6 protein-coding genes are annotated in these 14,148 nt (G+C 61.7%); 4 read left to right on the top strand and 2 right to left on the bottom strand.

Features of this window, described 5'->3' with window-relative positions; all coding sequences use genetic code 11:
- The first annotated feature begins 277 nt into the window (after nucleotides 1-277).
- Entirely contained in the window at nucleotides 278-1,306 is a 1,029-nt protein-coding gene (locus tag P8S54_RS16170; RefSeq protein ID WP_281442563.1) for a cytochrome c peroxidase, read from the top strand.
- 133 nt (nucleotides 1,307-1,439) lie between these two features.
- On the opposite strand, the gene chrA is transcribed toward P8S54_RS16170, so the two are convergent.
- Together chrA and ilvD are read right to left on the bottom strand one after the other, a co-directional pair.
- Nucleotides 1,440-2,633, bottom strand: coding sequence for a chromate efflux transporter (gene chrA, locus P8S54_RS16165; RefSeq protein WP_281442562.1), 1,194 nt, complete (start codon nucleotides 2,631-2,633; stop codon nucleotides 1,440-1,442).
- 120 nt (nucleotides 2,634-2,753) lie between these two features.
- Nucleotides 2,754-4,433, bottom strand: coding sequence for a dihydroxy-acid dehydratase (gene ilvD / locus P8S54_RS16160; protein ID WP_281442561.1), 1,680 nt, complete (start codon nucleotides 4,431-4,433; stop codon nucleotides 2,754-2,756).
- A gap of 134 nt (nucleotides 4,434-4,567) precedes the next feature.
- Here ilvD and recC point away from each other — a divergent pair, with 134 nt between their 5' ends.
- The 3 genes from recC to recD are packed head-to-tail and all read left to right on the top strand — an operon-like array spanning nucleotide 4,568 to nucleotide 14,144.
- Nucleotides 4,568-8,149, top strand: a complete 3,582-nt coding sequence (recC, locus tag P8S54_RS16155; protein ID WP_281442560.1) for an exodeoxyribonuclease V subunit gamma — start codon at nucleotides 4,568-4,570, stop codon at nucleotides 8,147-8,149.
- Nucleotides 8,146-11,949, top strand: coding sequence for an exodeoxyribonuclease V subunit beta (recB, locus tag P8S54_RS16150; protein ID WP_281442559.1), 3,804 nt, complete (start codon nucleotides 8,146-8,148; stop codon nucleotides 11,947-11,949). Before recC ends, recB begins: the two co-directional genes overlap by 4 nt.
- Nucleotides 11,946-14,144 (top strand): exodeoxyribonuclease V subunit alpha, encoded by a 2,199-nt coding sequence (gene recD / locus P8S54_RS16145; RefSeq protein ID WP_281442558.1) that lies wholly within the window; start codon nucleotides 11,946-11,948, stop codon nucleotides 14,142-14,144. Before recB ends, recD begins: the two co-directional genes overlap by 4 nt.
- The last annotated feature ends 4 nt before the right edge of the window (nucleotides 14,145-14,148 follow it).

The following is a 14,148-nucleotide window of genomic DNA, read 5'->3' as shown; positions in this document are numbered from 1 at the left end:
AAATAACTATGAACAAACTTATTTAGCATAAACACTTACGGTCATTTTGACCCATGTCATAGAAGTACCAATCCGTCTTGCTACCACAGGACAGGCTCTTCGTCAGCTTTCATACTTCTTTTGATAGCTAAAAGCTTTTAGCTAAATAGCTATCAATTATTAGAAGGTGCATAACCATCAGCAGTGTGAGCCACGCCTGAAAACCATCGTGGCACTCTCACACTGCCTATTCGCACCCACGGATCAAAACAATCGTGACATAAAGAGGACAATAGCCATGCAAAAAAAGCTGATGGTGGCCGCTATAGCGGGTTCAGCGTTGGTCGCGGGCCAACTGGCTATCGCATCCAACGACTCGCTTAGAGAAAGAGCGAATACGGTACTAGGAACGGTCAGCGCCACACCGGGTGACGAGGTGGAAAACCCTATTTCGAAGCTCGGCCAAGCGCTATTTTGGGATACTCGTCTATCTTCAAATGGCGAGGTCGCATGTGCCAGCTGTCACTTCCGCGAGAACTGGGGTTCTGATAGTCGCCCTCGCTCCATAAACGCACGCGGTTCTGAGACACTACAGTCTCAAACGGTCTTCCACTCTCAAGATACGCCCGGTTTGCGTTGGCTAGCGGACCGCGAGAGCGGTGCCGCCCAAGCGATGGGATCCATCACCGGCTCGATGGGCTTTGGTGAGCGTGAAGACATTCTTCCCGTTCTGGAAGAGCATGGATATGCAGACTTATTCGAAGCAGCCTTTCCTAACGACCCAGACCCCATTTCAGTTACCAATTACGGTGAAGCACTGGAATTTTATCAGCGTACCCTGAGAACCCCTGCTCCTTACGATGCCTGGATGGAAGGCGACGACGACGCGCTAGATGAGCTACAAGTTCGTGGTCTGGAGCGCTTCCTGAACACAGGCTGTGCGGGATGCCATAGCGGCGAGCTGGTCGGCGGTACGATGCTCCAACGCTTCGGTGTCATGGAAAACTACTGGGAGCACACTGGATCGCCGCAAATCATGTCAGGTCTTATGGACGCCACCGGCGAAGAAGGCGATCGTTTCTTCTTCCGCGTTCCCCTGCTGCGCAATATTGCGCAAACCGGCCCCTACTTCCATGATGGCTCTGTGGATGACCTTCGCCGTGCAACAGAAATTATGGCGCGCATACAGTTAGGCCAAGAGCTTGATGATGAGGCGCTGGACGAGCTGGTCGCCTTCCAAGAAGCCCTAACGGGAGATATTCCCGTCAACTTTGAACCACCTGAAGGCATTCCCTTTGAATTACCAGAAGGAGTAAAAGCCGACTAAACCATTATGCTGGCTTAAAGCGTGCTTGCCTTGCCCCGCAGGGGACGAAAACGCAGAAAGGCATTCACCGCCGCTTAAACAAAGCGGCGGTTTTGCTTCTTAAAACCCAGCCAACCATTGCCTTAGCTAGAGCCTAGGGTGCAATCAAAACACCACCCAGCGCGACCACAATCACCACTGCCCATGCAGGCAGCTTCCAGATGGTTAACAGTAAGAACCCAGTGAGCGCCAGCGCAAACTCATAAGGCCCTACAATGGCGCTGATCCACACGGGGTTGTACAGCGCTGCCCCTAAAATGCCCACCACGGCGGCGTTAGCCCCGCGCATCAACGCTTGGGCGCTGCCCCACTGGCGGAAACGGTTCCAAAACGGCAGCACGCCGACCAACAGCAAAAAGCCTGGCACGAAAATCGCCAGCAGCGCCAACAGTGCGCCGATCACGCTGGGCAACCCAGGTAGTAGTGCCCCTAGGTAGGCCGCAAAGGTGAACAGCGGCCCCGGCACGGCCTGTGCAGCTCCATAGCCAGTCAAGAACTCATCCGCCGTTATCCAGCCCGACTGCACCACTTCAGCTTCCAGCAGCGGCAACACCACATGACCACCACCAAACACCAGCGCACCCGAACGGTAGAACGCATCCACCAAGGCCGGCCACATCGCCCCCCCGGCCAGTAGCGGCAACAGCACCAGCAGCGCTACAAAAAGCCCCAGGGAAATCATGCCTACCTTACGGGACACCGCAAAATGTAACGAGTCCGCCAGCTCGCCCTGAGCGCTTTCACGGCAGAGCAAAAGCCCCACCAAACCACCCAGCACAATCGCACTCACCTGACCCAACGGCCCACTCACCATTACCACGGCAAACACCGCCGCAAGCGCAATACCTGCACGGGTTTTATCTGGGCAGAGGTTACGCGCCATCCCCCACACCGCATGGGCCACAATGGCCACCGCCACAATCTTCAAGCCGTGAATAATGCCACTGGCAATTGGACCATCCAGCACTGCCGCGCCCATGGCAAACATCGCCAACACCAACGCCGAGGGCAGTGTGAATGCCAGCCATGCCATGGCCGCGCCCCAAGGGCCTGCCCGCATTAACCCCAACGCAAAGCCTACCTGACTGCTAGCCGGCCCCGGCAAAAACTGGCATAGCGCGACTAAATCCGCGTAGGCCTGCTCAGTAAGCCATTTGCGTCGTGCCACAAACTCCGTGCGAAAGTAGCCAAGGTGTGCGACCGGACCACCAAACGAGGTCAGCCCCAGGGCCAGAAACGCCCAAAAAACTTCACTTATCCGCCCTCTTGGCGGTACCTGTTCTGCCATTGTTCCCACCGTTTAGCCAATTAAAAAGCGCAAGGCTCAATGTTAAGCCTTGCGCTTGACTGCTTGATGACATTCCCCATGGCCATCTATAAGAAGCAGCATGGTGACGCCGCTTTACGCTTAGTCGGTAACCGCACCCGTACTCGCAGAACTGACCAACTTGGCGTACTTCGCCAGTACACCGCGCGTATAGCGAGGTGCTGGCTGCTGCCAAGCCGCGCGGCGGCGCATCATCTCCTCGTCACTGATATGTACATCAATAGTGTCCTCTTCGGCGTCGATGGTGATGGCATCGCCATCTTCTACCAGCGCCAGCGGGCCACCGTCGAAGGCTTCCGGCGACACATGCCCCACCACAAACCCGTGGCTGCCGCCAGAGAAGCGACCATCGGTAATCAGCGCCACGTCGTTGCCTAAACCACGGCCCATAATGGCCGAGGTAGGCGTGAGCATTTCGCGCATGCCAGGCCCGCCTTTCGGGCCTTCGTAGCGAATTACCACTACATCGCCCGCCACCACGGTGCCATCATTAATGCGCGCCTGGGCTTCCTCTTCCGAGCCAAACACCCGCGCCGAGCCGCTAAAGCGCGTGCCCTCTTTGCCGGTGATTTTCGCCACCGCGCCTTCCGGCGCTAAGTTACCAAACAAAATACGCAGATGGCTTTCGCCTTTAAGCGGGTTACCCAGCGGCGCGATGATCTGCTGATCAATGGGGTAAGGCTCCACATCGGCTAAGTTCTCTGCCAGCGTTTTGCCCGTGACCGTTAGGCAGTCGCCGTTAAGTAGTCCGGCATCCAGCAGGATTTTCATCAGCGGCTGAATACCGCCAATCGCCACCAGCTCGCTCATCATATAGTGGCCACTGGGGCGCAGGTCGGCCAGCACCGGAACGCGTTTACCAATCTCGGTAAAGTCTGACAGGGTCAGCTCAACGTCGATAGTGCGTGCCATGCCTATCAGGTGCAGCACCGCGTTGGTCGACCCCCCAAGGGCGATGACCACCGTAATCGCGTTCTCGAACGCTTCGCGGGTCATGATATCGGAGGGTTTGATATCTTGAGCCAGCAGCGCCAGCACGGCCTCACCGGCGGCTTTACAGTCGTCGCGTTTCTCTTGGGAAATGGCGTTCTGCGCTGAACTACCCGGCAGGCTCATGCCCAATGCTTCAATGGCAGACGCCATGGTGTTGGCGGTATACATACCGCCACAGGAACCCGGGCCAGGGATGGCGGTTTCTTCGATGTTTTTAAGCTCAATTAGATCGATATCACCACGGGAGTGGGCGCCCATGGCCTCAAACACCGAAACAATATCAGTGTGCCCTTTGCCGGGCATGATGGTGCCGCCATAAACAAACACGCTGGGGCGATTCAGTCGCGCCAAGCCCATAATGCAGCCCGGCATATTTTTATCGCAACCGCCTATAGCCACCAGCCCATCAAAGCCTTCGCAGCCCGCCACGGTTTCAATCGAATCGGCAATCACTTCCCGCGAGACCAGCGAGTACTTCATGCCTTCGGTGCCGTTGGCGATGCCATCAGAAATAGTGATGGTATTAAAAATCACCCCTTTGCCACCGGCAGCATCAGCCCCATCACGGGCAAACTCCGCCAGCTCACCGATATGGCTATTACATGGCGTCACCATGCTCCAGGTAGACGCAACGCCCACCTGAGGCTTTTGAAAATCATCATCGTTGAAGCCCACGGCGCGCAGCATGGCGCGGCTAGCCGCTTTACCGGGGCCATCCACCACTTGGGCAGAGTGGCGGCGGGTATTATTGTTGGTCGGCTCAGTCATCACGGACTCCTCTCAATGGCATGGCAAAGGGCACAGCTTGGCGATATATCTTACATCCCGCAAGGCACTTAACTTATGGCACCATAGCCTCACCGCACCCCGTGACGCTGATTGCCGTGAAGGAACGCCGCCGTATGCCTGCCAATATTTTATTCTCCCCCACTTCGCTCCCCCCCGGTTTTATGGTGGTACACGCTAACCGCTTGGAAGATTTACGCGGTTTGGCGGTGGAGTGGATGCGCCGCCAGCCGTTGGGGCCGTTGGAGAACGAAACCATTCTGGTGCAGAGCAACGGTATTGGGCAGTGGCTGAAGCTGGCGTTGGCGGAAGACCCCAAGGACGGCGGCGCGGGCATTGCGGCGGCGCTAGAGGTGATGCTGCCCGCGCGGTTTTTATGGCAGGCCTACCGCACGGTGCTCACTTACGTTTCGAAAAATGCCGACGCCGTGCCGGAAACCTCGCCGTTCGATAAGTCGCGCTTGGTGTGGCGGCTGCTGCGCCTGCTGCCTACCCTGGCCGGGCAGCCGGTGTTCGAGCCGCTGGCGCAGTTTCTAGAAATCGACCGCGACCAGCGCAAGCACTACCAACTGGCCGAACGGCTGGCGGATCTGTTTGACCAGTATCAGGTGTACCGCGCTGACTGGCTGGACGCCTGGGCCAACGGCCACGATGTGCTGATTACCGCCAGAGGTGAGCACCGCCCGCTGGAAGAGCACCAGCGATGGCAGCCCGCGCTCTGGCGCATCCTGCGTGACGACGTGGCCGCCACCCAAGGCGATGCCGGGTTGAACAGCAGCCGCGCCCAGGTTCACCAGCGCTTTTTGAAGGCCACCGAGCACTTAGAAGGCCAAGACTGCCCGCCGGGGCTGCCTCGGCGGCTGATCATCTTCGGGATTTCATCGCTGCCCCAGCAAACCCTGGAAGCGCTGGCGGCGCTTTCACGCTGCTGCCAAATCGTGCTATGTGTTCACAACCCCTGCCAGTTCTACTGGGCGGATATTATCGAACACAAAGACCTGCTGCGCGCCCAGCGCTACCGCCAGCGGCGCAAAACTGGCATGCCCGAAGCGCTGGATGTACTGGGCACCGGCGATGCCGATGACGCCCTGCACCTGCACGCCCAGCCGCTGCTAGCCGCCTGGGGCAAGCAGGGCCGCGACTACCTGCGCCTGCTCGATGAGCACGACGACGCAGGCAACTACCAAACCTTATTCGAGCAGCAGGCACTACGCATCGATATGTTCGAGCCGTTCAGCGGCGAGGATCGCCACTGCCTGCTCAGCCAGCTACAAGACGACATCCGCGAGCTGCGCCCGGTGGTAGAAACGCAAGGCCACTGGCCTGCACTGCCCGCTTCCGATGACTCCATCGTGTTTCATATCGCCCACGGCCCCCAGCGGGAAGTGGAGATTCTCCACGACCAACTGCTGGCCGCCTTCAGCGCCGACCCACACCTGCGCCCACGGGACATCATCGTCATGGTGCCGGATATCGACCGCTACGCGCCGCACATCGAAGCGGTGTTTGGTCAGCTGCCCACCGACGACCCACGGCACATTCCCTACACGCTCTCGGACCAAGCCAGCCGCCACCGCCTGCCGCTGATGATTGCGCTGGAAAAGCTGCTGCGGCTGCCGGAGCTGCGCCTATCGGTGAGCGATTTGCTCGACCTGCTGGATGTACCCGCCCTGCGCCAGCGCTTCGGCCTAGAAGAGCGCGACCTGCCGGTACTAGAGCGCTGGATGGAAGGCGCGGGGATACGTTGGGGTCTCAACGCCAAGCAGCGCCAGCGGCTGGAGCTGCCCGGTGGGCTGAGCCAAAACACCTGGGCCTTCGGCCTGCGCCGCCTGCTGCTGGGCTACACCGTGGGCGACGGCCACGCGTGGCAAGGCATCGAACCGTTCGATGATATCGGCGGGCTGGAAGCGGGCTTAGCGGGGCCGCTGGCGACGCTGCTGGAGAAGCTCGAAGCCACCTGGGAGAGCTTCTGCCAACCCACCGATGCCGCCACCTGGGTGGCGCGGCTACGGGAACTGCTGGAAACCTTCTTCCTCACCGACGACGCCCAAGAGAGCATCATGCTCACCAAGCTGGAAAGCGGCTTGCAGCAGATGCTGGAAAGCAGCCGGGAAGCCGAACTCAACGACCCGCTGCCGCTCTCTATGGTGCGGGAGCATTGGCTGGCGCAGGTTGATGAGCACAGCCTTTCCCAACGCTTCTTGGCCGGGGCGGTTAACTTCGCCACGCTGATGCCCATGCGCGCCATTCCCTTTAAACGGGTGTGCCTGCTGGGCATGAACGACGGCGAATACCCCCGCTCCCAGCCGCCGCTGGATTTCGACCTCATGGGCAGCGACTACCGCCCCGGCGACCGCTCCCGCCGGGAAGACGACCGCTACCTGTTTCTGGAAGCGCTGCTCTCCGCCCGCGACCAGCTCTACATCAGTTGGGTCGGCCGCAGCCAGATCGATAACACTGCGCTTGCGCCCTCGGTGCTGGTGGGCCAACTGCGCGACCACTTGGAAACCGGCTGGCAAACGGAAAACAGCGCGCCGCTGCTGGAAACACTCACCACCGAACACCCGCTGCAGCCTTTTAGCCGCGCCTACTTCAACAGCCCAGCAAGCCGACTGTTCACCTACGCCCACGAATGGCGCGAGGTGCACGCCCCGCGCACGCCCACCGCCGCGAGCCGCACGCTGCCGCCGCCAGAAAACGCCCCCACCAGCCTCTCACTGGCGCAATTGGGCGGCTTTCTGCGCGAGCCGGTGCGCAGCTTCTTTAATACTCGCTTGGGGGTCTATTTCGAGCAGGAAGCCATCGCCGAGCTGGACGCCGAGCCCTTTGCTCTCGATGGCCTGCAAAACTGGCAGCTACAAGACCAGCTGATTGCCGCCCAGCGCCACGCGGTGGATAACGGACAGCCGCGCATGCAAGCATTGCACGAGGCGTTGGAGCGCTTTCAAGGCCAAGGCGTGCTGGCCATAGGCGCATTCGGCGAACGCATGCGCGCGGCACTCGCCGAACCCATGGAGGCGCTTTTCAACGCCTACGCAGAAGCGCTAGACGCGTGGCCGCATCCCCTGCCCGACACCATGATTCACTTCGAGGCCCACGGCCTCACGCTGGAAGAGCCCCTGGGCGAGCTGCGCCAGGATGAAGCAGGCCGCCGCTGCCGCCTGCTGCTGCTGAGTAGCAGCCTGATTAGCCAAGGTAGCGGGCGCGGCCAGTACCGCTGGAGCCACCTGCTGCGCCCTTGGGTTGCGCACCTAGCGGGCAACCTGGATGGCCCGATGACGACGCAACTGCTCTCCAAAGCGGGGCATGTCACGCTAGCGCCGGTGGATGCCGAGACCGCTCGCCAGCATTTGGAAACCCAGCTAGCCGCGTGGCAAGCAGGCCTAGAAACCCCGCTGCCGCTCGCACCGCAAGCCGCGTTTGCTTGGCTAAGTAAGCAAGGCACGCCAGACATGGCGCAAGAAAAAGGCCGAGACAGCGACGCCTACGCCGCCGCTGAAACCGCCTATGAAGGCTGCCGCTACCAAACCGGTGAAGTGGCCCAAAGCGCGTATTTAAGCCGCCAGTGGCACCGCTTCGAGCGGCTATTTTTCGAGCAAGCCAACGGGCACACCTTTGCCACGCTGGCTGAGGCGCTGTACGCGCCGCTGTTCAAAGCAGTTAAAAAGCCCGACGCGAAGAAAGGAGCTGCCCAATGAGCCAGGACGCCACCCCAACGCCGCTGAACCCTCTTACGCTCCCAATCCACGGCAGCCGTTTAATTGAAGCCAGCGCGGGTACGGGGAAAACCTTCACCATTGCACTGCTGTATGTGCGCCTGGTGCTGGGCGGGCAGCACAGCGAAGACAACACCGCCTTCGTACGCCCGCTCACCCCGCCGGAAATTTTGGTGGTCACGTTCACCAACGCCGCCACGCAAGAATTACGCGAACGTATCCGCCATCGGCTGGTGGAAGCGGCGGCGGTGTTTAGGAAAGCACCAAACACGAAGGAAGCAGGCCACGGAGAGGGTCTTTTTCCAGGGATGGAAAAAGTAGCGCCCAAGGATGGGTTCACAGCGCCCTCGCAGTGGCCTGCTTCCGAGTCTGCTGACGATCCTTTACTTGTCCAACTACGCAGCCAATACCCTGAAACCACCTGGCCCGCCTGCGCCCGCCGCTTAGAGTTAGCCGCCGAGTGGATGGACGAAGCCGCCGTTTCCACCATCCATAGCTGGTGCTACCGCATGCTGCGCGAGCACGCCTTCGATAGCGGCAGCCTGTTCTCGCTCAATTTGGAAAACGACCAGCAAGAGCTGGAGCAAGAGGTAGTGCGCGACTACTGGCGCACCTTCTACTACCCGCTAGACGCCGAGGCGCTGGGCAGCATTACCGGTTACTGGAAGTCGCCGGACCAGCTCCACGGGCAGGTGCGCAAACTGCTGGCCGAAGGCGAGGCCCTGGGCAGCCCGCGCCCCGCGCCCGAGCAAACCCTAAGCGCCGCCCAAGCCGAGCGCAGCGCACACCTAGCCGAGCTAAAAGCCCCCTGGCCCGCCTGGCTGGATGACCTAGTGCCTGCACTGGAAGACGCCGCCAAGCGCAAAGCCTTCAAAGGCCAAAGCTTCAACGCCAAAAGCCGCGCCAACTGGCTAGGAGCGCTGTGGGAGTGGTGCGACAGCGACGCCACCCGCCCCGCACTCACCGATGCCGCCTGGAAACGCCTCACTCCAGATGGCATGGCCGAGATATGGAAAGAGGGCGCGCCCCCTTGCCCCGCCGCCTGGGAAGCGCTGGCCGAGCTGCCCGCCGCACTGAACGCACTGCCCGAGCCGCGCAACGACCTGCTGGTTCACGCCGTGCAGTGGTGCAAAGTGCGCCTGGAGCGGGAGCAAGAGCGCCGCGCCGAAATGGGTCCCAACGACCTGCTCACCCACTTGGACCGCGCCCTGCAAGGCCCCAATAAAGAGGCCCTGGCCGCGCAAATACTGCGCCAGTTCCCCGTGGCGCTGATCGACGAGTTCCAGGACACCGACCCCATCCAGTACCGCATTTTCAACGCGGTGTATGAGGTCGCCAAGCCCCGCCGAGACGCCGCCCTGCTGCTGATCGGCGACCCCAAGCAGGCCATTTACGCCTTTCGCGGCGCGGACATCTTCACCTACTTAAAAGCCCGCGAAGACACCGCAGGCCGCCACGTCACACTGGGCACCAACTACCGCTCCAGCCGCGCGATGGTAGAGGCGGTGAACCACTGCTTCCGCTATGCCGACCAGCACACCGCCGGGGCGTTTCTGTTCCGCGACGAAGGCGGCGATAACCCGCTGCCGTTTCTGCCAGTAGAGGCCAAAGGCCGAAGGGAACAGCTCATTCACCAGAGCCAGCCGCTGCCCGCCATGACGCTCTGGCCGCTTGAAGCCGACGAGCCGCTCTCCAAAACCACCTACCAAACCGAGATGGCCGAACGCTGCGCCTCTTATATGGCGGAACTGCTCAGCGCAGGCCAGCAAGGCAAGAGCGGCTTTCAAACCGACGAGACGCTCACCCCGCTCAAGCCCTCGGATATGGCGGTGCTGGTGAACGGCCTGCAGGAAGCCCGCGCCATTCGCCAAGCGCTGGCCAGCCGGGGGGTGAAGAGCGTGTATCTTTCGGATCACGATAAGGTGTTTAGCTCGCCCATGGCCGCCCAGGTAGAGCGCTGGCTGCGCGCCTGCGCCGAGCCGCTGGCTAGCTCCCGCCAAGCCGAAGCGCTCCTGCGCGCCGCGCTGGCCACGCCGGTGCTGGGGCTAAGCCTGGCAGAGCTGGACCACCTGCAGCAAAACGAGCTGGCCTGGGAAGCGCGGGTAGAGCAGTTCAGCCACTACCACCGCCTGTGGCAGCGCCAGGGTGTGCTGCCGCTGGTGCGCCGCATGATGGTGGATTTTGATATTCCCGCCCGCCTCCTGGCGGAGTTTGAAGAGGGTGAGCGCTTGCTCACCGACCTGCTGCACCTGGGCGAACTGCTGCAGCAGGCCAGCGCCGAACTGGACGGCGAGCACGCGCTGATTCGCTTCCTGTTTGATGCCATTGCCGACCCAGAAAGCCACGGCGACAGCCACAAACTGCGCCTGGAGAGCGACGCGGATTTGGTGAAGGTGGTCACCATCCACAAATCCAAAGGGCTGGAGTATCCGCTGGTGTTCCTGCCCTTTATAGCCAACCACCGCCCGGTCAAAGCCGAGGACGTACCGCTGCGCTGGCACGACGGCAAAGGCAACCTACAGCTCAGCCTAGAAGCGGATGACGCGATACTCGCCACCGCCGACCGCGAACGGCTGGGGGAAGACCTGCGCAAACTCTACGTCGCGCTTACCCGCGCCCGCCACGCCACCTGGCTGGGGCTGGCCCCGCTGAAAGGCCTGGAGAACAGCGCGCTGGGCTACCTGCTAAAAGGCGGCAATGCCCTTTCACCGGAGGCGCTCAATAACGCGCTTAGTGAGCTGGTGGAAGGCAGCGATATACAGATCCACCAGCCACCCGCGCCCACCGCAGAGCGCGTGGCCCAAGTGGAGCAAAGCAGCGCGCTGGGCCACGCCCGCACGCCCACGCGTCCCGCCAAAGAGCACTGGTGGATTGCCAGCTACTCCGCACTGCGGCTTTCCGGCACACTGACCGCCCCGGTGCTGCCACCGCTGGAACCTACCACCGCCCAAGAAGCCACCGCCTTTGAAGTGCTGGATGAACCCCAAGAACTATCTCAAGAACGATCTCAACTAGAAGCGTTTCACTTACATAAGTTTCCACGTGGCCCCGGCCCCGGCACCTTTCTGCACGGGCTGCTGGAGTGGGCGGGCAAGCAAGGCTTTAATACCGCCGCGAACGATATGGAAGCACTCAACGACATGCTGTGGCGGCGGGTGCAGCTACGCGGCTGGCAGGCATGGCAAGAACCGCTGGCGGGTTGGCTAAGCGCCCTGCTCACCACTCCGCTACCGCTGGCCGCGCCCACCCCGCAAAGCGTGGCGCTGAATGAACTAGAGAGCTACCAAGTAGAGCTAGAGTTCTGGTTTGCCGCCAAGCGGGTAAACACCCAAGCCATTGATGCGCTGGTGAGCAAGCACTTACTGCCAGGGGTAGAGCGCCCCGCGCTGGATGCCGACACCCTCAACGGCATGCTGAAAGGCTTTATTGACCTGGCCTTCGAGCACCAGGGGCGCTTTTACGTGCTGGACTGGAAATCGAACTACCTAGGCCCCAACGACAGCGCCTACGAACCCGAGGCCCTGCGCCACGCGCTGCTGGCCAAACGCTACGACCTGCAGGCCGCGCTCTACTTACTCGCCATGCACCGGCTGCTAAAAGCACGCCTACCGGATTACGACCCGCACCAGCACCTGGGCGGCTCGATGACGGTATTTCTACGCGGCAGCCGCAGCCCTGGGCGCGGGGTGGTAGGCGAACCCGCCCCGGTTGAACTCATCGAAGCCCTGGATAGCCTGTTTGCAGGCGAGCCACACGCCACCCAGCAGGAGGCCACGGCATGAGCCGCCAGCACGACACCCACACCTTCGATATGTTTGGCGATGCCGCCGGCGCCCACCCGGCACTCGGCAGCACCCCGGAACTGCTGGCCCTGTGCGAACGTTGGGTCGCGCGAGGCTGGCTGCGGGATTTAGACCGCGCCCTGGTGCGCTTTTTAGCCAGTGAAGCCCCGGACGCCCCCACACTGCTGCTACTGGCGGCAGCACTTGCCAGCCACCAGCTAGGCCGCGGCCACGTATGCCTGGATATTAACGCCACGCTGAACGCGCCGGATTTCGCCCTTTCGCTACCGCCCGAAGGGGACGACCTCACCGACCCGCCGCCGCTGCCCAGCGATGTGCTGGCCACGCTCACACTCAGCGAATGGCAAGCCGCCCTGCTCCACCCGCTGCTCGCAAGCGAAGGCCCCGGCAACACGCCACTGGTCGTAGTGACCACTCACTCAGCCTGCGGCACCCCCAGCACCCGGCTCTACCTGCGCCGCTACTGGCAGTACGAACAAAGCCTGCACCAACACATCGCCGCGCGCCTAGAAGAGACGAATGACGCCAGCGCCTCGGGCTTACTCCCCCAAGCGCTCAACATTCTTTTCAAACAAAGCAACAGCTTAGACTGGCAAAGAACCGCCTGCGCGCTGGCCGCCCGCAGCCGCTTCGGCATTATTACCGGCGGCCCCGGCACCGGTAAAACCACCACCGTGGTACGCCTGCTCGCCCTGCTGCAAACCCTGCAACTGGCCCAGCACACCAGCCAGCCGCTGCGCATTCGCCTAGCCGCCCCCACCGGCAAAGCCGCCGCCCGCTTGAACGAATCTATCGCCGGGCAGGTGAATGCGTTACCGCTCGCTGAGTTGGCAACGCTGTTAAGTGAACACTCACCTTCTGCGGCAGCCAGCGAGATCGCGATTCCTACGGAAGTGACAACACTACATCGCCTACTCGGCGCACGCCCCGACACCCGCCACTTCCGCCACAGCGCCGCCAACCCCCTGACGCTGGATGTACTGGTGATCGACGAAGCCTCGATGGTGGATATCGAAATGATGGCCGCCACCCTCAGCGCCCTGCCCGCCCACGCCCAGTGCATACTGCTGGGGGATAAAGACCAGCTCGCCTCGGTAGAGGCAGGCTCGGTACTCGGCGACCTATGCCGCCGCGCTGACGCCGCCCACTACACCCCGGCCACCGCCGAATGGCTGGCCCAGGCCACCGGCCAGCCGCTGCCAGCCGAGTTCATCGACCCCGCAGGCCAACCGCTCGACCAAGCCATTACCATGCTGCGGGTTAGCCACCGCTTCAATGAACACAGCGGCATCGGCCAGCTAGCCAAGGCCATCAACCAGCCGGGCCATACGCAAAGCGAACGGGAAAAACAGCAGGCGGTAAGCGCCGTGCTGCGCCACGGCTACCCGGATATTCACCACTTGGTAATGAGCGACGACGCCGCGCTGGATAAACTGGTGATTCACGGCAGCCCCAGCGGCTTTGCGGGCAATGGCGAAGGCCGCACCGACCGCGAAGGCCAGCCCATCGCCCCGCCCACCGGCTACCGCCACTACCTTAACGTGCTGCACGCACAGCGCCCACCGGGGGAATCCTTCGAGGAGAACCAAACCGCTTTTGACGCCTGGGCCAGCGAGGTGCTCAGCGCCTACAGCCACTTCCAACTGCTGTGCGCGCTGCGCAAAGGCCCCTGGGGCGTAGAAGGGTTAAACCAGCGCATCGCCAGCACATTGCGCCGCAAAAAGCTGCTGTACGGCAGCGACTACACGTTGGAAAAAGGCTGGTATGAAGGCCGCCCGGTACTGGTGACCCAAAACGATTACGGCCTAAAACTGATGAACGGCGATATCGGCATCACCCTGGCCGTGCCCGACCCGCGTAACCCGCAGCAGAAGCTATTAAGAGTCGCCTTCCCCACTAGCGACACCGACAAACCTATCCGCTGGGTGCTGCCTTCCCGCCTGCACGCGGTAGAAACCGTGTTTGCGATGACGGTCCACAAATCCCAAGGCTCGGAGTTCTTACACACCGCCCTACTGCTACCGCCCACCCTAAACCCCATTCTGACCCGCGAGCTGGTGTACACCGGCATCACCCGCGCCCGCGAATGGCTCACGGTGGTGGAAGCCAAGCGCGGGGTGTTGAATGAGGCGGTGGTGAGGGAAGTGGTTAGGGTTAGTGGGGTTTGGGGTTAATGAA

The organism is Halomonas sp. M1 (genome assembly GCF_029581375.1).
In the GTDB taxonomy this organism is placed as follows: Bacteria; Pseudomonadota; Gammaproteobacteria; order Pseudomonadales; family Halomonadaceae; genus Vreelandella.
The sequence above is the reverse complement of the archived record's forward strand: the minus strand, read 5'-3'. Positions and strand labels throughout refer to the sequence as shown.